Consider the following 16,821-nt stretch of genomic DNA (forward strand, 5'->3'; position numbering starts at 1 on the left):
TCCGCCGCCCTTTTTCTTAATCGTCCGAACGTCAGCTTAGCTGACGGTCATGTTCGACGTCACGTTCTGGAAGGTCGTCGTGAGCTTGCCGCCCAGACCCTTCATCGCGGCAATCGCGGCCACGGCAATCAGCGCGGCGATCAGGCCGTACTCGATGGCGGTCGCGCCCTTGCTGTTCTTGATGAATTTGCGAATCGCGAGCATTCCGGTCTCCACTATCAAACGTCAGTCACCCGGCTGAACCGGTTTGCGACCGGACCAGCACATCCGGATTAGCGGGAGAGAGGTTGCGAAACATTTAAAGCGCGGCGGCTCGGGCGCTTAGTTTGCACTTTGCACCTTGCTGCTGACCTGCGTCCACATGTTGGTGTTGGCGTCGGCAACGCCCTTGAGCGCGGCGATCATCGCGATAACGATCAGGGCGACCACCAGGCCATATTCGACCGCAGTCGCGCCACGCGCCTCGCGGGCAAACGCGAAGACGGCCTGACACAGGCGGCGAAGGGCAAGGCGCACGGTCATGCCACCGCCTTAAACGGAAAAGGGTTTACGATTGGCTGACAAAGGAACCGCAGTGAGCCCACCTTTGGTCGTCGTCGCCGCTGCCATGATCGATGCTGACGGGCGCGTGCTGCTGCAACGCCGGCCGGAAGGAAAGGCGATGGCCGGCCTGTGGGAGTTTCCCGGCGGCAAGGTCGAACCCGGCGAGGCGCCCGACGCGGCGCTTGTTCGAGAGCTGGCGGAGGAACTGGCCGTCGAGGTGGCGCTGCCTGACGTGCAGCCGATCACCTTCACCGCTGCGCCGCTGGCGGGACGGCAACTGCTGCTGCTGCTCTACCGCGTCGTGGCATGGCGGGGCTTGCCGCGTCCCGTCGAATCGCCCGAACTGCGCTGGGTTGCGCCTGCCGAGGTGGCGGACCTGCCGATGCCACCGGCGGACGTGCCGCTGGTTGCGGCGCTCGGAGCATGGTCCGGAAAGGTTTTGCACACGGACGGTTGACCGCGGCGCAAAAAGCCATCATCAGCCGCGCCTCTCCCGACGTCGAGGCCCGATGGCGGAGTGGTGACGCAGAGGACTGCAAATCCTTGCACCCGGGTTCGATTCCCGGTCGGGCCTCCAGAATCAGACGGCGTCGTTCCTCACCCGCTTCGCATCGAGCCGCATCAGCATCGGGCGAAGGCGAATGCCCAGACAGATGACCGTCGGCCAGAACAAGGTGTTGACGACGTCGGACGTCGTGTCGGCCCATCGCCACGATCCGTAATGCATTCGGTCCATCACCTCGTTGAAGGTTTCCGCCAGGACGACGAAGGACAGGGGCACGAAGCTGCCCAGCGAGCGGCGGGTCACGATGCGCGCGACCATCAGTACCGCCAGGCCGGCGTGCAGATGCAGGATCGTGTCCGGCAGGCCGGTGCCGTCGCCGATCCAGTCGATGAAGCGGTGGTAGATCGCGGGAATCATCGCCGCGCCATAGGTGTTGGGGCAGGATCGGGCAAATCGCGCCGCTTGGCGCGGGGCAGGGGGCACGATACAAGCCCGATGGATCACGAAGTGTATTGCGTAGCTAAGACAGCTGTGCGAGAGGGGTAAGCATGAACACGAGTTTCGACGCCACCAACGCTGAAACGATGCGGCACGCGATGGTCGCGAGCCAGCTGCGCACCAACGCGGTCAACGATCAACGCGTGATCGCGGCGATGATGACCGTGCCGCGCGAGATGTTCGTGCCCGCCGCAGCGCGCGAGATCGCCTATCGCGATACCGCGGTGCCGGTCGGCAACGGCCGCGCGGTCAATCTGCCCATGGTGACGGGCCGGCTGCTGACCGAGGCGTATCTGCAGGCTTCGGACCGCGTTCTGCTGATCGGCGCGGCCGGCGGCTATGCCGCCGCGCTGCTGGCGCAGATCGTCGCGCAGGTCGTCGCGGTCGAGGAGGATGACACGCTCGTCGCGATGGCGCGCGAGGCGCTTGCCGCGACTCCCAAGGTCGAGGTGGTGGAAGCGCCGCTTCCCCAAGGCCATGCCGCTGGCGCGCCCTACGACGTCCTGATCATAGACGGCGCGATCGAGGACGTTCCCGATGCTCTCGTCAATCAGGTCAAGTCCGGCGGCCGGGTCGTGACCGGTCTCGTCGACGGCGGCGTCGTGCGCCTGGCGAGCGGGCGGAAGACCGACGGCGGCTTCGGGTTGAAGCCGTTCATGGACAGCGATTGCGTCGTCCTACCGGGCTTCGCCAAGCCGCGGGGTTTTACGTTTTAACATGATCTGTGGGGGGAGGATGCACGCGTTCCGTATCATGCTGGCGACCGGCGCGGCGCTGGTCGCCATGCCGGCGGGTGCCGAAACCCTCCGCGAGGCGCTGGCGAAAGCCTATGCCAACAATCCGACGCTGACCGCCCAACGCGCGGCGCAGCGCGCGACGGACGAGAATGTGCCGATCGCCCGTTCCAGCGGCCTCCCCGGTCTCTCGCTGAACGGGTCGGCGACCGACAACGTGCTGCAGGCCAACAATAATTATCTCAACCCCGAGCGGATCGCCAACGGGCAGCTGCAATTCTCCGTGCCGCTGTACCAGGGTGGCGGGGTGAAGAATGCGGTCAGGGCGGCTGAAACGCGGGTAGAAGCGGGTCGGGCGACACTGCGCGGCGTCGAGGCGAACACGTTCACGAGCGTCGTCGCCGCCTATATGAACGTGACGCGAGACGAGGCGATCGTCGGTCTCAACCAGCAGAACGTCCACGTCCTCGAGGTCAATCTGCGCGCCAGCCGCGATCGTTTCCAGGTCGGTGATCTGACCCGGACTGACGTCGCGCAGTCCGAGGCGCGGCTTGCGCTGGCGCGGGCGCAGTTGCAGTCGGCAGAGGCGCAGCTGATCGCCAGCCGCGAAAACTATATCGCCGTGGTCGGTGCGCCGCCCGGAACGCTGGAGAGCGCGCCGCCGCTGCCGAACCTGCCGACATCGCCGAAGGCGGCGGTCGATGTCGCGCTCGAACGCAATCCGCAACTGATCGCCGCCCGCAAGGCGGCGGACGCGACGCGCTACGACGTCGGCGTGGCGCGCGCGACGCGGCTGCCCCGCGTCGCGGCGGTGACGACCGGGACCTATTTCAATTATCTCGGATCGATCCCGACGGTCGCGAACGGCCAGCGTATCCCCGGGAGCGGCACGGCCGCGACGGCCGGCCTGCAATTGTCGCTGCCGCTGTTCCAGGGCGGCCAGCCGGCGGCCCGCGTCCGTCAAGCGGAAGCTGGACGCAGCCAGGCGATCGAGACGCTGACCGCGACCGAGCGCAACGTCGTCGCGACGACGCGGTCCGCCTATGCGCAGTTGCAGTCGTCGGAACAGGTGATCGCGAGCTCGGAAGCCGCGGTGAGCGCCAACAAGCTGAGCCTGGAGGGCGTGCGGGCCGAAAACAGCGTCGGTACGCGCACCATCCTCGACATCCTCAACGCCGAGCAGGAACTGCTCAACAGCCAGGTGACATTGGTGAGCGCCCGTCGCGATGCCTATGTCGCGGGCTTCGCGCTGCTCGCCGCGATGGGCAATGCCGAGGCGCGCGACCTCGGGCTCGATGGCGGATCGCTGTATGATCCGACGATCAATTATCAGCGCGTGCGCGGTCGGATCGGCGATTTCGGCGGCGATGGCGAGCCGGCCCCCGTCGCGACATCGACCGCGCAGACACCGGCGCAGACCGCGATCGTGACCAAGCCGCTCGATCCATCGCTCGATACACCGGTTGACAGAAGCGCTGGGTTAACCACAGGTGCTCAGGCGCCAAACCGCTGATGGTGGCGGGCATGCGCTTGGGAACGGGAATCATGGGGGACATGAGCGTCGAGCCGTCGATGGAGGAGATCCTGTCCTCGATCAAACGGATCATCGCCGAGGAAGGCGAAGCGACGCAGGGCCGCGCCAGGCGGCCGCACCGTGCCGCGCCGATGCCGGAACCCGAACCCGAACCGGAAATCGATGCCGAGGAAGTGCTCGAGCTGAGCGATCCCATGCCGCAGCCCGCGGCGGATAGCCGTCCGGCTGCGCCTCCTCGCCAGCCCGAGCCGGCGCCGCACCTGGCCGATCGTGCCGCCCCGCGCGCCCCGGCGGCGCCGTCTCCTGCGCCTCAGCCCGAGCCGCAAACGCAGCAACCGCAAATGCATCAACCTAATACCACGCCGCGTTCCGCGCCCGAGCCGATCGTGTCGCAGCAAGCGCTGGCGGCGAGCCTCGGCTCGCTCGAGACGCTGAGCAAGCTGATCGTCAAGCCGGCGCCCGAAAGCGACGGCACGCTGGAAGGTCTGGTCCGCGAGATGTTGCGCCCGATGCTGCGCGACTGGCTCGATGCGAACCTGCCGGACATGGTCGAGACGCTGGTCGCGCGCGAAATCGCCAAGATCACCTCGCAGATGCGCTGAGGCCGATGCACGGACGCCGCCGGATCGCTCCGACGGCGCCTGCATCCGGTCGGATGGCCGTCGACGTTCGCCGCGGCCATCGCTGCTTCACTTCTTCGGTTCGCCCGACGCATCAGAGATGGCGGTGCCCGCGGACTTGATGTCCTTGCCGGCACCGTTGACGGTGTTGCAGGCGGCGAGCGCCAGGAATGCGGTGGTCGCGGCGATGAGGCCGATCTTGCGGGTCATGACACGTCTCCTTCAACGGTGAACGGATTGCGGCGGGGCCGATACGCTACCCCGCCGCGGACACTTCAGCGCAGTCGGCGGCGGGTCGCCGTCGTGGCGCCAAAGGCGGAAGCGGCCGCGCCGATCAGCAGCGCGAGCGCGAGTACGAACGACGTACCGGCGGCGGCGCCGGCAGCCTTGTCGGCGGCCGTCTTGGCCGAGGCAATCGTCTGGTCCTTCGCCTTGACGAAGTCGGCCTTGGCCCGGGTGACCTGCGCCTGCGCCTGCTCGCGGCTGATCTTGCGCTGCGCGGCGACGATATCGACGATCCGGCTTTCCGCCTTCGCGCCGTCCGCGCCGCCGCGCGCGAGCGCCGGCAGCTGCTTGGCGACTTCCTTCTGCGCCTGCTCAGGCGTCATCTGCGCCGGATCGGAGGGAGCGTCGGACAGATAAGCGGCGGCTTCGTCGCGGACGTCGTTCTGGTCGACGCCCGCGATCCTGGCGGCCTGCGGTGCTGCGGCGCCGACGGTCTGTCCCGCCGCACCCGCTACCGTCCCGACGGTGCGGAATGCGCCGCCGATGATCCCGCCGACCGCGCTGGTCAACAGATACAGCGTCAGGATCAGCGTAACGCCCCATACGACGAGGCCATGGACCAGCGCATCGAACCGCTCGGTCACGCCCGAGACGCGCGCCGCGGCATAGCCGCCCGCGCCGAGTGCCACCACGGTGGTGACCAGCCAAAACAGGCCGGCGCCGATGCCGAAACCGGTCGCGCCGGGGGTCGTACCCTCGACGGGGTCGATCATCGAGAGGCCGATGCCGGTGCCGAGGATGCCGAGCACCAGCTGGACGGCGATGGCGATAACGACGCCTGCGAATATCGCGCCCCAGGAAATGCGGGTGATGCCGCGCGTCGCGGCCGACGCCTCGAGCGGCGTCAGGCCGGTGGTCATATTGGTTGCCATGTTTGCTCCTGCTATTGGGAATTTTCGGAAGGGTCGGACGCGGGCGGATCCTCAGCCTCCGCCTGTTCGGTGCGCCCCTTGCGGATTTCGGCGTCGTCGCCGATCAGCTTGCCGATCGCCTCTCGTGCCGCGCCCTTGCCGGCGCGGACGTGATCGGGGCCGGCGAGGGGGGGTGTCTTCTTTCCGGTCATCTCGCTTCTCCCGGACGGGTGAGGACGATCGAATCGCCGTCGAAACCGCGCGCGCGCGCCCAGGCGGCGGCGGCCGTCCGCCGGTTGACCCCGATCTTCGCGTAGATGCGGGCGACGTGGTTGCGCACGGTGTTGCCCGACACGTCGAGCGTCCGCGCAATGCTCTTGTCGTCAAGACCGCGGCAGATGAGCGCAAGCACCTCGCGCTCGCGGCCGGTCAGATCGTCCAGGCTCGCGCCTTGCGCCTCATCCTGCGGGGCACGCAGGCGCGCCAGCTTGTCCATGATCGACCGGCTGAACCAGCTCGTGTCCTTCATCACGGCATCGATCGCCTCGACCAGTTCGGTCTCCGTCGCCTTGCGCTGGGTGATGTCCTGAAACGCCCAGAGCAGGCACGTGTCGCCGCCGAGCATGAACGCTTCGGTGGAGACGAGGCAGTCGATCAGGCCGCCGTCCTTGTTGCGGATGCGCGCCTCGTGGCCGCGCAACTCCCGCTCGCCTGCGATGCCGTCCTCAATCGCCTGCGCGGTGGCGTCGTCGATCCACAAGCCCACGTCGTGCAGCGATCGCCCGATGATCTCCGCCGATGCATAGCCCGTCATCTGGCTGAAACTGCCGTTGATCTCGCAGAGCAGGTGACCGTCGCGCGCGCCGATCGCCATCGCCACCGGCGCCATCTGGAACGTGCGGGTAAACCGTTCCTCGCTATGGCGCAGCGCGGCCTCGGCTTTCCGCCGGGGCTCGAGATCGGCGAAGGTGAACAGCATGCACGGCTGATCCGACAGCTCGATCGGCTGACCGGCCACGATGACGAGCTTGGTGGTGCCATCGGGAAGGGCGAGTTCCGCCTCCATCTGCGGGATCGTGCGTCCCTCGGCCAGACGCTCCTTGGCAAGGTCACGCTTCTCCGCGGCGCGCAGGACGTCCACCTCGTAGACGGTCTTTGCCAAGACCTGGTCCCGGTTGTGGCCGGTCATCTCGAGGAAGCCCTGGTTAACCTTGACGAAGCGGAGATCGGACAGGCGGCAGATCACGGCTGGCGCAGGATTGGCGTTGAACGACTGTTCGAAACGATCCTCGGCCTCGTACCGTGCCGTGACGTCCTGGATGACGAGCACGACGCAGCTCGGCGCATCCTCGTCCGCGTCGTTGAGGACCAGGCTGCGGACCTGGTGCACCCAGCGCGGCGCATCCTCGCCCGCGACGGTGACCTCTACGACGACCTCGGAAAAGGAATCGCCCGCGACGACCCGCTCGATCGGATAGTCGTCGGCCTCGAGGCGGTGGTTGTTGCGGTAGCGCAACTGGAACCGTTCGCGATATTCGTCGACATCCGCGCCGAGCTGCGCCAGGCGCTCGACACCGTGCATGCGCAGCGCGGCATCATTCGCCCAGAGCAGGCTCTGGTCGGGGTCGACAAGGATCACGCCCTCGTCGAGCCCGGCGATGATCTGACGCAGGTGCCTCAGGTCGACGGTTTCGCGAAGGGACTTGAGCGACGCGGCCATGCGCAGCCTTACGCGGTACGACCGTGGATCAGCCAGCCGAGCGCATAGCCGCCGATCGCGGCGCCGACGGCCCACAGCAGCGCATTGGCGGACATCGCGGCGTTCGCGTCCTTGCCGCCGCGGCGCGCGGCATCGCTCGCCTGGCCCGCAACGCGCTGTACGGTCTCGCCCGCGCGACCAGCTGCCTCCCGGGCCTGTTCCACCGTCCGCTGCGCGGTTTCACCGATCGCGTCGGCGGCATCCGCGAGCTTTTCCCTGGCATGGTCCGCGATGGCCGGAGCGGCGTCGACCGCGTCCTCGCCGATCGAGCGCGCACGACCGTACAGATTCTCGGCGCCGCCCGCGACCTGATCGACCACGCCAGCGACCTGCCAGTCGCGGCTGCCAACGGCGTCGCCGACTGCTTTCTCGACCTTGCCGCCGACATAGCGGGCACCGCCGTGCAGTTCGTTCTTGTTCATGGCGAAATCCTTCATCGTTGAGGAAAGGGACAGCGCGATGCGGCGACCATCGGCGCAGCTGGCGCCAAACGGCGCTACGTCCGGTCGGGCAGGCGCGACGGCGCACGCTCCCGCCGCGAACTGCGGGCGGTCGCTAGGCGCCGGGCCTTGCGGATGGCGAAACGGAGCATCGACGTCCTTCACACCGCCGGGCGCGAATTACGCCCGGTCCGGTCGCATAAACCTATGTGAACAGAGGTCGTTCCTGGTATTTTTGCGTGGAAGGATTAGTCGTCATCTACCACGAGGCTCGCGGCGCGCTGATCATAGGCTGCGGCGAAGCGTTCATGCAGTGAGCGGGCGACGGGATCGGCGCATTGAAGGGCACGGACCGCATGCGCGTCGCGCCGCATGATCAGATAGTCGCGTTCGATTTCGGCAACATCGTCCATGGCAGTCCTCCGCCATGAACAATAAGTGCCGCGGGCCCCGCGGGATATGGCGCAAAAGCACTCCACGCCTGGTAGTTCGGCTGGTAGTTGCCGCCGCGTCGGACACCGGACCGACGCGGCGGGCGCGATGATCAGAGGAAGCGGTTGATGATATTCTCGATCCGCTCCTGCCGGCCGGACTTCGGCCGGGGATCGATGTCGCGCGCGACGGCCAGGTCCGCGATGCCGGCGAGGTCCAGCGTCGCGATTTCCTGGCCGAAGGCGGCGTCCCAGCCTGCGTATCGCTCCGTCTTGATCGCGTCGAGGCGGCCGTCCTCGATCAGGGCGGCGGCGTTCAGCAGGCCCTTGGCGACCACGTCGATCCCGCCAATGTGACCGTGGAACAGGTCGACGGCGTCGATCGACTGACGACGTACCTTCGCGTCGAAGTTGAAGCCGCCGGTGGTGAAGCCGCCGGCGCGCAGGATCTCGAGGACCGCGAGCGTCATTTCCTCGACCGAATTGGGAAACTGGTCGGTGTCCCAGCCATTCTGCGGGTCGCCGCGGTTGGCGTCGATCGAACCGAAGATGCCGAGCGCCCCGGCAGTCGCGATCTCATGCTCGAACGTGTGCCCCGACAGGGTCGCATGGTTGGCCTCGATATTGACGCGGACCTCGTTTTCGAGCCCGTAGCGCTTGAGGAAGCCGTAAACCGTTGCGGTGTCGAAGTCATATTGGTGCTTCGTCGGCTCGTGCGGCTTGGGCTCGATCAGGATCGTGCCGGCAAAACCGATCTTGTGCTTGTGCTCGACGACGAGGCTGAGGAACCGGCCGAGATTGTCGAGTTCACGCTTCAGATCGGTGTTGTGCAGGGTCTCATAGCCTTCGCGGCCGCCCCAAAGCACGTAGTTGCTGCCGCCCAGCCGGTGCGTGGCTTCCAGCGCATCGCGGACCTGCATCGCGCCGAAGGCGAAGACTTCGGGGTCAGGATTGGTCGCGCCGCCAGCGGCGAAGCGCGGATGGCTGAACAGATTGGCTGTTCCCCACAGCAGCTTGCGGCCTGACGCGGCCTGAAGCTGTTCGAGATGATCGACCGCCTGCGCGAAATGCGCGCGATGTTCGGCGACCGTTCGCGCGTCCGCCATGACGTCGACGTCGTGGAAGCAGTAATAGGGAATGTCGAGCTTGGTGAAGAAGTCGAAGGCGACCCGGCGCTTCTCCGCCGCAGCATCGGCGTCGTTGGCGCCGCGGTGCCACGGGCGATCGAACGTGCCGCCGCCGAACACGTCGCTGCCGGGCCAGCAGAAGGTGTGCCAGAAGCATGCCGCGAAGCGCAGATGCTCCTCCATCGTCTTGCCCAGAACGACCCGCGACTTGTCGTAGAAACGGTAGGCGAGTTCGTTGTCGCTGTCCGGCCCTTCATAGCGGATCTGCGGAATGTCGGCGAAGAAGTCGGCCATGCTCAAAGGGTCCTTATGCGGGAATAGGCGTCGCGATAGGCGGCGTATTTCGGGGCAAGGCGCGCGGCGATTGTCGGATCGGGCTCGATGACATGCGCGACCGGGGGCGGGCGGCAGATGTCGGCAGGGTCGCCCCCGTCGACCGCGAGCCGGGCGAGCCGCGCCGCGCCGAGCGCCGGTCCGACTTCGCCGCCGTGAAGATAGACGAGGGGAACGCCCATGGCGGCCGCGAGCGTTTGACCCCAATAGTGGGAGCGGGCGCCGCCGCCGATCACCGCCAGGCGGTCGATCGTGGTGCCGGCTTCGCGCAGCACGGCGAGACCGTCCGCGAATGCGAAACCGACGCCCTCCAGCACGGCTTGGGCGAGGCGCTCCGGGTCGGTATCGTGATCCAGCCGCAGGAAGCCGCCGCGCACTTGCGGATCGTTGTGCGGTGTCCGCTCGCCCGACAGATAGGGCAGGAACAGCTCGGGCCCGCTTGCGGGGCCGGCTTGTTCCGCGCGCGCGAACAGGTCGGCGGCTCCTGCCGCGCCCGTGATGCGCGCCACCCAGTCGATACAGGCCGCGGCTGACAGATGGACGGCCATCTGGTGCCACATGTCGGGAAGGCAATGGCAGAAGGCGTGCACCGCGCCGGCGACGTTGGGTCTGAAGTCGCGCGTCGCGACGAAAATTACGCCCGATGTGCCGAGCGAGAGCAAGGCGTCTCCGTCACCCACGACGCCGACCCCGGCGGCACCCGCCGCATTGTCGCCGCCGCCGCCCGCCACCGGGACCTGCGCCATGCCCCAGAGTGCGGCGATATCGGCGCGCAGCGTGCCCGCGGTCTCGCTTCCCTCGACAAGCCGCGGCATATGCGCCGTCGACAAACCCGTGGCTGCGAGAAGCGTCTCGCTCCAGGTCCGTGCCGCGATATCCATCCACAACGTGCCGGCGGCATCCGACATGTCGGATGCCTTCTCGCCGGTCATCACCAGCCGCACGTAGTCCTTCGGCAGCAGCACGGTTTCGGTCCGTGCGAACACGTCCGGCTCGTGCGCGCGGACCCAGGCAAGTTTGGGCGCGGTAAAGCCTGGCATCACCAGATTGCCGCCGATCGCATGGAACGCCGGTGTTTCTGCCTCAAGCGCGGCGCATTCGGCGAAGGAGCGCCCGTCGTTCCACAGGATCGCCGGTCGGAGCGGCCGGTCATCGCCACCCAGCAGCGTCGCCCCATGCATCTGGCCAGCCAGGCCGATAGCGCGCACGTCGCGGCGGATGACGGGGTCGATCGCCTGCACCGCCGCGGTCGTCGCCGCCCACCACGCGTCCGGGTCCTGTTCGGACCATAAGGGATGCGGGCGCTGAACCGTCAGCGGCGCATTGCCCTGTCCGACGACGCTGCCGCTATCATCGAGTGCGACCGCCTTCACCCCGGATGTACCGATGTCGATGCCCAGATACATCGTCCGGCTCAGTCCTTGAACGGATTGACGGTGCGGATCGTGCCGTCGGGATTGAAGGTGATTTCCGTCACCTTCGCCGAGCGAAGGTGGTTTCTATTGCTCAGTTGCGTATCATGATAGAACAGCCACCACTTGCCCTGGAACTCGACGATCGAATGGTGGGAGGTCCAACCCTGCACCGGCAGCAGCACATGTCCTGCATAACGGAAGGGCCCATAGGGCGACGTGCCGATCGCATAATTGATGAAATGCGTGTCGCCCGTCGAATAGGTGAAATAATATCTGCCGTCGCGCTTGAACGCCCATGAGGCCTCGAAGAAGCGGCGGTCGTGATCGCCGCCCAGCACGGGCTTGCCGTGCTCGTCGAGGATGACGACGTCGCGGGGCGGCTCGGCGAACTGCTTCATGTCCGGCGCCATGCGCGCGATCTTCGGCATCAGCGCAGGCTTGGCGTCCTGCTTGAGGTCGGTATCGCCGGCCTTGGGATCGTAACGACCCGTCGCCCATCGCTGCAGCTGGCCGCCCCAGATGCCGCCGAAGTACATGTAGCTCTGTCCATCGGTGTCGGTGAAGACCGCCGGATCCATCGAGAAGCTGCCGCGGATCGGCTGCGGATCGGCCTTGAACGGGCCGGTCGGCGACCTGGATGTCGCGACGCCGATGCGGAAGACGCCGGCTTTGTCGCGGGCGGGGAAATAGAGATAGTAGGTGCCGTTTCGATAGGCGGCGTCGGGCGCCCAGGTCTGCTGCGACGCCCATGATATGTCCTTCACATCCAGCGCCACCGGATGCACGGTCACAGGACCGCCAATGCGATCCATGCTCAGCACGCGATAATCGTGCATCGCATATTCGCTGCCCAGGTCGTCGTCGGGAATACCCGCGTCGACGTCGTGGCTCGGATAGACGTAGATTCGGCCGTTGAAGACGTGGGCCGACGGGTCGGCGAAGAAGAGATCGCGCACGAGCGGCTGCGCCAGATAGCGCTTTCCCTCGGGACTACGCGGCTCGGGGGCGGATGGAGGCGCCTTGCTTTGCGCCAGCGCAAGGGTGCTGGATGCGGCGAGCGCGAATGCGGCAAGTGCACGGTGCAGGCGTTGGTGCATGAACGCGAAATCCCTCCCTAGCGTGCGGTCTTCTTTCGAGACCTGAACGACCGATACCGATCGAGATAGCGCTACCATATTGTGCGTCTGAAGTGGGTGCAAGCGGTTTCATTCACATCCTCACTCTTGTGGGCCATCGCAGATCGGTTCATGTCATGCCGCATTCAGCTTGGACGGCACCGAAACGATCATGGATTCCAGCACCGCCGCCCCGTCGCGCCCGTCGCGGCGATCCGGCTCCGCGCCGACCATCAGCGACGTCGCCAAGCTGGCGGGCGTCTCGCCGATGACGGTGTCGCGCGTCATCAACAGCGAGAACAACGTCCGCCCCGCGACCCGCGAAGTCGTCAATGCCGCGATCGCGACTTTGGGCTATTCGCCCAATCGCGCGGCGCGCAGCCTGGCCGGGGCAGGGCAGCTTCGCATCGGTCTGCTCTACAGCAATCCGAGCGCCGGCTTCCTCAGCGAGTTCCTGCTTGGCAGTCTCGATCAGGCGAGCCGCAGCGACGTGCAGATCGTGGTCGAGAAATGCGAGCTCGGCGATCACGAACTCGAGCGGGCGCAGCATCTCATCGCGAGCGGTATCGACGGTATCATCCTGCCACCGCCCCTTTGCGAGGCACCCGCGCTGCTCGCGCTGCTCGACGAGGCGAACGTGTGTGCCGTGTCCGTCGCCACAGCGATGCGTGATGAGGACCGGCTGGCGATTCGGATCGACGACCACGCCGCCGCAGCGACGATGACGCGCCACATCATGCAGCTTGGCCACCGACGCATCGGCTTCATCAAGGGGGACCCGAATCTCGCGGCGTCCGCGGAACGGCTCGAAGGTTTTCGCGCCGCACTGGCGGAAGCGGGAATCGCGGAGGATCCGTCGCTCATCGTCGAGGGTCTGTATACCTATCGATCGGGCCTGGACGCGGCCGAGCAGCTGCTCGATCGGGCGGAGCCGCCCACAGCGATCTTTTCGTCCAACGACGACATGGCGGCGGCCACCGTCGCCGTGGCGCATCGTCGCGGGTTCGACGTCCCTGGCGATCTGACCGTCTGTGGGTTCGACGATACGACGCTGTCGACCGCGATCTGGCCCGAGCTGACGACGATCCACCAGCCGATCGCCGACATGTCGCGATCCGCGCTCGAATTGCTCGTCACGACGCTGCGGCGTCAGCGCGGTGGCGATGGCGTGGAGGTTCCGCGCCTGCTGGACTTCACGCTCATCCGGCGCCAGTCCGATGCGCCGCCCCGTCGTCGTCCCCGCGAGCGCTAGGTTCGGGTCACTCGCGGGGAAGCGGGGTCGGCCTGGTCCGGCCTCGCTGGATCGCATATCCCGCACATCGTCGACGCTTGACGGACGCGCCCGACGTGATAGCGATAACACTTCGAGGGCGGCAGCGCGATACGCCCTGCCACCGCAAGGGGGGAGTGCCGGCGTGCCGTGCCAGTCGATTCGCCAGGACGATCCACTCGCCGCCACGCCGCGCCTCCGGGGCCGGCGGTCGACCATCATTACGTAGAATAAGCCACATAAACGCGCCGGCGTTCGATCGGCATAGGAGAGATGATGACGGAAACGATGCGGGGGGCGGGGGGCACCGCCGTCAATCACGGCTTCATTGCCGCGATCGTCGCGGTGGCGACGATCGGCGGTTTCATGTTCGGCTATGATTCGGGTGTCATCAACGGCACGCAGAAGGGGCTCGAGGCCGCGTTCGCGCTGGGCAAGCTCGGCATCGGCGTCAACGTCGGCGCGATCCTGGTCGGATCCGCGATCGGCGCGTTCGGGGCGGGACGACTGGCCGATGCGATCGGTCGGCGCAACGTCATGATGCTGGCCGCGCTGCTGTTTCTGATCAGCGCGATCCTCGCGGGCGCGGCGCACGCGTCCGGCGTCTTCATCCTGGCGCGGATCATCGGCGGCCTTGGGGTCGGTGCGGCAAGCGTGATCTCGCCCGTCTATATCTCGGAGGTCACGCCCGCCTCGATCCGTGGCCGCCTGTCCAGCGTCCAGCAGGTGATGATCATCACCGGCCTGACGGGGGCGTTCGTCGCCAACTTCGCGCTCGCGCGCTATGCCGGCGGGTCGACGGCGTCGTTCTGGCTTGGCTTTCCGGCGTGGCGCTGGATGTTCTGGCTACAGGCGATCCCGGCCGCAATCTACCTGGTCGCACTGGTCTCGATCCCGGAAAGTCCCCGCTTCCTCGTCGCAAAGGGTCGCGAGGCGGAAGCCCATGCCGTGCTGACGCGCCTGTTCGGCAGCGCGGAGGCGGATCGCAAGGTCGTGGAGATCCGCAATTCCCTGGCCGCCGATCATCACAAGCCCAAGCTGTCGGATCTGGTCGACAAGACGACGGGCAAGATCCGGCCGATCCTGTGGGCGGGTATCGGCCTCGCCGTCTTCCAGCAGTTCGTCGGCATCAACGTCGTCTTCTATTACGGTGCGGTGTTGTGGGAGGCGGTCGGCTTCACCGAAGATTACGCGCTGCAGATCAACATCCTGTCCGGCATATTGTCGATCGCGGCCTGCCTCTTCACCATCGCGACGGTCGACCGGATCGGCCGCAAGCCGCTGCTGCTCGTCGGATCCGCGGGCATGGCAATGACGCTGGCCATGGTCGCCTGGGCATTCTCGACGGCGGTGACCGACGCGTCCGGTGCCGTCAGCCTGCCGGGTCATAACGGCCTCGTCGCGCTGATCGCGGCGAACCTGTACGTGATCTTCTTCAACGCGAGCTGGGGCCCGGTCATGTGGGTGATGCTCGGCGAGATGTTCCCCAACCAGATCCGCGGGTCGGGACTGGCGGTGTCGGGCTTCGCGCAGTGGATCGCCAATGCCGCGATCTCGGTCAGCTTTCCCGCGCTGGCGGTGAAGCCGGGGCTGGCGGTCACCTACACGGGTTATGCGGCCTTTGCGGCGATCTCGTTCTTCTTCGTCAGGGCGATGGTCAACGAGACGCGGGGCCGCGAGCTGGAGGATATGGCGGGCTGACCCCCGATCGACCAGCGGCAGAGGCGAAGGGGCGGCGCGCGGCGTCGCCCCTTTCTGCGTGGGTGGACGGGTGAGGGACGGCGCCGCGGGTTTTTAGACTCGCTGAGTCGAAATTTAGGTGCGGACGTAGAAGAGATGGGTTCCGACGCGGCCGACCTTGACCATGGAATCGCGCCAATAGGGCACCATCCAGTCGGTGTGGTAATGGGTCGCGCGGCCGACCGCGGCATAGACATGGCCCGAGAGGGCGCGCCGCGCCGCAAGCCGCGCGCCCGTCCAGCCGAGGTGGATGGGCCTGCGGGAGACCGACCCGTCGCAGGCGAACGAGAACTGACAGCCTGTCGCGCGCGTCGATCCGGCATAGACGACGCCGCAGATCGTCTTGGGAAAACCAGGCGCACGCACGCGGTTGAGGACGACCTGGATCACCGCGCGCTGCCCGCTGGCATCGTCCCCAGCCTCGTACAGTGCGGCGGTGGCGAGACAGTCGACCGCCTGCGCCCGCTCGGCGGTACCGCCGCGAAAGCGATAGGGCAGCGCGGCGAGCCGCCGACCCGCATCGATGGGTATCGCGGCATTCGATGCGCGGGCCTCCGCCATCGTCAGCGGCCGCGTCGCCGGCGGTCGTGGTGCCGGCCATGGCCCGACGAGGCCGATGCCGACCGCGACGAACCCGGCGACGAGGACGAGCAACAGCCAGCGATCGGCCGCACTGCTTCCCCGGGGTGATCGTCGTCGCTGCGCCACGACCGTCGCTGTTACGGCGTGATCGCCGGGCCGTGAAGTCTATAGGCCGGCGCCGCGGCGCACCGCGAGGGCGGCGCCGGCCCAATCGACATCGTCCCCCTCAACGGCGATCGTCGCGCGCAGATGGTCGCGGACGATGCCGAGCAGGGGCATGGGCGCGCGGTAGCGCGTCGCCGCGGCATCGGCGAGGGTCATGTCCTTCAGCCCCAGTGGCGCGGCGAAACCCGCGGGACGGAAGCGATCCTCCACCAATATCGTGCCATAGGTCTGGTAGACGGGCGCGCCGAACAGCGTGCCGGTCAGCACCTCGAGCAGCATGTGACGGTCGACGCCGCCCTTTTCGGCGAGCGTCATCGCTTCCGCCATCGCCTCGACCGCCGCCATGATCATGAAGTTGCCGCTGAGCTTGACCAGGTTCGCGGCGGCGGGCGCGTCGCCGATGCGGAAGGTGCGTTGACCGATCGTGTCGAACAGCGGCACGCACCGTTCGACGAGGCCGGGATCGCCCGCCGCGAGGACGAACAGCTTGCCCGCCTGCGCCGCCGGCGGGCGACCGAACACGGGCGCGGCGATATAGGGCCCCGACGCGGCGAGGCGCTCGGCGAGATCGACGCTGATCGTACTGTGGCCGACGTGGAGCGCCGGCGCACCCGCTATGCCCCCGTCGCCGAACACCACCGCCTCCACGGCCGCGTCGTCCGCGAGCATGCTCATCACGACGTCGCCCTGCGCGGCGTCGACCGGGCGCTCGGCGCGGGTCGCGCCGGCCGCGACCAGGTCGTCCGCCTTGTCCGGGGACCGGTTCCAGACGGTGACGTCGTGGCCTGCCTCGACCAGATTCTTGGCCATGGCATGGCCCATTTGGCCCAGCCCCAGAAAACCGATCTTCATGCGCCTTCCTCCATGTGAAGGC

The 16,821-nt window shown here is 67.2% G+C and carries 20 protein-coding genes and 1 tRNA gene; 7 read left to right on the forward strand and 14 right to left on the reverse strand.

What is annotated here, in order from left to right; genetic code table 11:
• Window positions 1–36: 36 nt before the first annotated feature.
• Together RF701_RS01585 and RF701_RS01590 are read right to left on the reverse strand one after the other, a co-directional pair.
• Window positions 37–204, reverse strand: coding sequence for a Flp family type IVb pilin (locus tag RF701_RS01585; protein WP_203311122.1), 168 nt, complete (start codon window positions 202–204; stop codon window positions 37–39).
• Window positions 205–321: 117 nt separating this feature from the next.
• Entirely contained in the window at window positions 322–522 is a 201-nt protein-coding gene (locus RF701_RS01590) for a Flp family type IVb pilin (RefSeq protein WP_203311121.1), read from the reverse strand.
• Window positions 523–574: 52 nt separating this feature from the next.
• Between RF701_RS01590 and RF701_RS01595 the strand changes: the two genes are divergently transcribed.
• On the forward strand, window positions 575–1,000 hold the full coding sequence (locus tag RF701_RS01595; RefSeq protein ID WP_308813846.1) for a (deoxy)nucleoside triphosphate pyrophosphohydrolase: 426 nt from the start codon (window positions 575–577) through the stop codon (window positions 998–1,000).
• A 46-nt stretch (window positions 1,001–1,046) separates the two neighbouring features.
• Window positions 1,047–1,120 (forward strand) — tRNA-Cys (locus tag RF701_RS01600).
• 3 nt (window positions 1,121–1,123) lie between these two features.
• On the opposite strand, the gene RF701_RS01605 is transcribed toward RF701_RS01600, so the two are convergent.
• Window positions 1,124–1,465 carry a hypothetical protein gene (locus tag RF701_RS01605; RefSeq protein ID WP_308813847.1) on the reverse strand — a complete coding sequence of 114 codons (342 nt, stop codon included), beginning with the start codon at window positions 1,463–1,465 and terminating at the stop codon, window positions 1,124–1,126.
• Window positions 1,466–1,596: 131 nt separating this feature from the next.
• Between RF701_RS01605 and RF701_RS01610 the strand changes: the two genes are divergently transcribed.
• The 3 genes from RF701_RS01610 to RF701_RS01620 are packed head-to-tail and all read left to right on the forward strand — an operon-like array spanning window position 1,597 to window position 4,416.
• Window positions 1,597–2,262, forward strand: a complete 666-nt coding sequence (locus tag RF701_RS01610; protein WP_308813848.1) for an rRNA adenine N-6-methyltransferase family protein — start codon at window positions 1,597–1,599, stop codon at window positions 2,260–2,262.
• Between the two features lie 19 nt (window positions 2,263–2,281).
• On the forward strand, window positions 2,282–3,793 hold the full coding sequence (locus RF701_RS01615) for a TolC family outer membrane protein (protein WP_308813849.1): 1,512 nt from the start codon (window positions 2,282–2,284) through the stop codon (window positions 3,791–3,793).
• Between the two features lie 59 nt (window positions 3,794–3,852).
• A complete protein-coding gene (locus RF701_RS01620; protein ID WP_374758576.1) occupies window positions 3,853–4,416 on the forward strand; it encodes a DUF2497 domain-containing protein in 564 nt (187 codons plus the stop codon).
• Window positions 4,417–4,503: 87 nt separating this feature from the next.
• Here the strand turns inward: RF701_RS01620 and RF701_RS01625 are convergent, their stop codons facing one another.
• The 9 genes from RF701_RS01625 to RF701_RS01665 form a co-directional block, all read right to left on the reverse strand.
• Window positions 4,504–4,644 (reverse strand): entericidin A/B family lipoprotein, encoded by a 141-nt coding sequence (locus RF701_RS01625; RefSeq protein ID WP_287979574.1) that lies wholly within the window; start codon window positions 4,642–4,644, stop codon window positions 4,504–4,506.
• A gap of 65 nt (window positions 4,645–4,709) precedes the next feature.
• Complete coding sequence (locus RF701_RS01630; RefSeq protein ID WP_308813850.1) at window positions 4,710–5,591, reverse strand: hypothetical protein; 882 nt, start codon at window positions 5,589–5,591, stop codon at window positions 4,710–4,712.
• Between the two features lie 11 nt (window positions 5,592–5,602).
• Window positions 5,603–5,782, reverse strand: a complete 180-nt coding sequence (locus tag RF701_RS01635; RefSeq protein ID WP_203311105.1) for a hypothetical protein — start codon at window positions 5,780–5,782, stop codon at window positions 5,603–5,605.
• Entirely contained in the window at window positions 5,779–7,290 is a 1,512-nt protein-coding gene (locus RF701_RS01640) for a PAS domain S-box protein (protein ID WP_308813851.1), read from the reverse strand. Before RF701_RS01640 ends, RF701_RS01635 begins: the two co-directional genes overlap by 4 nt.
• Window positions 7,291–7,298: 8 nt before the next feature.
• A complete protein-coding gene (locus RF701_RS01645; protein ID WP_210358745.1) occupies window positions 7,299–7,751 on the reverse strand; it encodes a CsbD family protein in 453 nt (150 codons plus the stop codon).
• 266 nt (window positions 7,752–8,017) lie between these two features.
• Complete coding sequence (locus RF701_RS01650; protein ID WP_210358746.1) at window positions 8,018–8,182, reverse strand: hypothetical protein; 165 nt, start codon at window positions 8,180–8,182, stop codon at window positions 8,018–8,020.
• A 131-nt stretch (window positions 8,183–8,313) separates the two neighbouring features.
• A complete protein-coding gene (gene xylA, locus RF701_RS01655; protein ID WP_210358747.1) occupies window positions 8,314–9,621 on the reverse strand; it encodes a xylose isomerase in 1,308 nt (435 codons plus the stop codon).
• A gap of 2 nt (window positions 9,622–9,623) precedes the next feature.
• The gene (xylB, locus tag RF701_RS01660; RefSeq protein ID WP_308813852.1) at window positions 9,624–11,066 is read right to left on the reverse strand and encodes a xylulokinase; all 1,443 of its coding nucleotides are present in this window, start codon (window positions 11,064–11,066) and stop codon (window positions 9,624–9,626) included.
• Between the two features lie 8 nt (window positions 11,067–11,074).
• Complete coding sequence (locus tag RF701_RS01665) at window positions 11,075–12,172, reverse strand: glycoside hydrolase family 43 protein (protein WP_308813853.1); 1,098 nt, start codon at window positions 12,170–12,172, stop codon at window positions 11,075–11,077.
• Window positions 12,173–12,362: 190 nt separating this feature from the next.
• Between RF701_RS01665 and RF701_RS01670 the strand changes: the two genes are divergently transcribed.
• A complete protein-coding gene (locus RF701_RS01670) occupies window positions 12,363–13,442 on the forward strand; it encodes a LacI family DNA-binding transcriptional regulator (protein ID WP_210358750.1) in 1,080 nt (359 codons plus the stop codon).
• 294 nt (window positions 13,443–13,736) lie between these two features.
• The gene (locus RF701_RS01675) at window positions 13,737–15,161 is read left to right on the forward strand and encodes a sugar porter family MFS transporter (protein WP_308813854.1); all 1,425 of its coding nucleotides are present in this window, start codon (window positions 13,737–13,739) and stop codon (window positions 15,159–15,161) included.
• A 114-nt stretch (window positions 15,162–15,275) separates the two neighbouring features.
• Here RF701_RS01675 and RF701_RS01680 read toward each other — a convergent pair whose 3' ends face one another.
• Together RF701_RS01680 and RF701_RS01685 are read right to left on the reverse strand one after the other, a co-directional pair.
• Complete coding sequence (locus RF701_RS01680) at window positions 15,276–15,908, reverse strand: cell wall hydrolase (RefSeq protein ID WP_308813855.1); 633 nt, start codon at window positions 15,906–15,908, stop codon at window positions 15,276–15,278.
• A gap of 39 nt (window positions 15,909–15,947) precedes the next feature.
• Entirely contained in the window at window positions 15,948–16,799 is an 852-nt protein-coding gene (locus RF701_RS01685; RefSeq protein ID WP_308813856.1) for an NAD(P)-dependent oxidoreductase, read from the reverse strand.
• Window positions 16,800–16,821: the final 22 nt, after the last annotated feature.

The sequence above is a fragment of the Sphingomonas sp. GV3 genome (genome assembly GCF_031082075.1).
GTDB classification, from domain to species: domain Bacteria; phylum Pseudomonadota; class Alphaproteobacteria; order Sphingomonadales; family Sphingomonadaceae; genus Sphingomonas; species Sphingomonas beigongshangi.

Coding starts and splice junctions, on each gene's coding strand:
- RF701_RS01630 (WP_308813850.1), bottom strand. CDS start 5,591: ATGGCAACCAATATGACCACCGGCCTGACGCCGCTCGAGGCGTCGGCC.
- RF701_RS01675 (WP_308813854.1), top strand. CDS start 13,737: ATGACGGAAACGATGCGGGGGGCGGGGGGCACCGCCGTCAATCACGGC.
- xylA (WP_210358747.1), bottom strand. CDS start 9,621: ATGGCCGACTTCTTCGCCGACATTCCGCAGATCCGCTATGAAGGGCCG.
- RF701_RS01605 (WP_308813847.1), bottom strand. CDS start 1,465: ATGATTCCCGCGATCTACCACCGCTTCATCGACTGGATCGGCGACGGC.
- RF701_RS01645 (WP_210358745.1), bottom strand. CDS start 7,751: ATGAACAAGAACGAACTGCACGGCGGTGCCCGCTATGTCGGCGGCAAG.
- RF701_RS01610 (WP_308813848.1), top strand. CDS start 1,597: ATGAACACGAGTTTCGACGCCACCAACGCTGAAACGATGCGGCACGCG.
- RF701_RS01590 (WP_203311121.1), bottom strand. CDS start 522: ATGACCGTGCGCCTTGCCCTTCGCCGCCTGTGTCAGGCCGTCTTCGCG.
- RF701_RS01625 (WP_287979574.1), bottom strand. CDS start 4,644: ATGACCCGCAAGATCGGCCTCATCGCCGCGACCACCGCATTCCTGGCG.
- RF701_RS01620 (WP_374758576.1), top strand. CDS start 3,853: ATGGAGGAGATCCTGTCCTCGATCAAACGGATCATCGCCGAGGAAGGC.
- RF701_RS01685 (WP_308813856.1), bottom strand. CDS start 16,799: ATGAAGATCGGTTTTCTGGGGCTGGGCCAAATGGGCCATGCCATGGCC.
- RF701_RS01585 (WP_203311122.1), bottom strand. CDS start 204: ATGCTCGCGATTCGCAAATTCATCAAGAACAGCAAGGGCGCGACCGCC.
- RF701_RS01635 (WP_203311105.1), bottom strand. CDS start 5,782: ATGACCGGAAAGAAGACACCCCCCCTCGCCGGCCCCGATCACGTCCGC.
- RF701_RS01670 (WP_210358750.1), top strand. CDS start 12,363: ATGGATTCCAGCACCGCCGCCCCGTCGCGCCCGTCGCGGCGATCCGGC.
- RF701_RS01640 (WP_308813851.1), bottom strand. CDS start 7,290: ATGGCCGCGTCGCTCAAGTCCCTTCGCGAAACCGTCGACCTGAGGCAC.
- RF701_RS01665 (WP_308813853.1), bottom strand. CDS start 12,172: ATGCACCAACGCCTGCACCGTGCACTTGCCGCATTCGCGCTCGCCGCA.
- xylB (WP_308813852.1), bottom strand. CDS start 11,066: ATGTATCTGGGCATCGACATCGGTACATCCGGGGTGAAGGCGGTCGCA.
- RF701_RS01650 (WP_210358746.1), bottom strand. CDS start 8,182: ATGGACGATGTTGCCGAAATCGAACGCGACTATCTGATCATGCGGCGC.
- RF701_RS01615 (WP_308813849.1), top strand. CDS start 2,282: ATGCACGCGTTCCGTATCATGCTGGCGACCGGCGCGGCGCTGGTCGCC.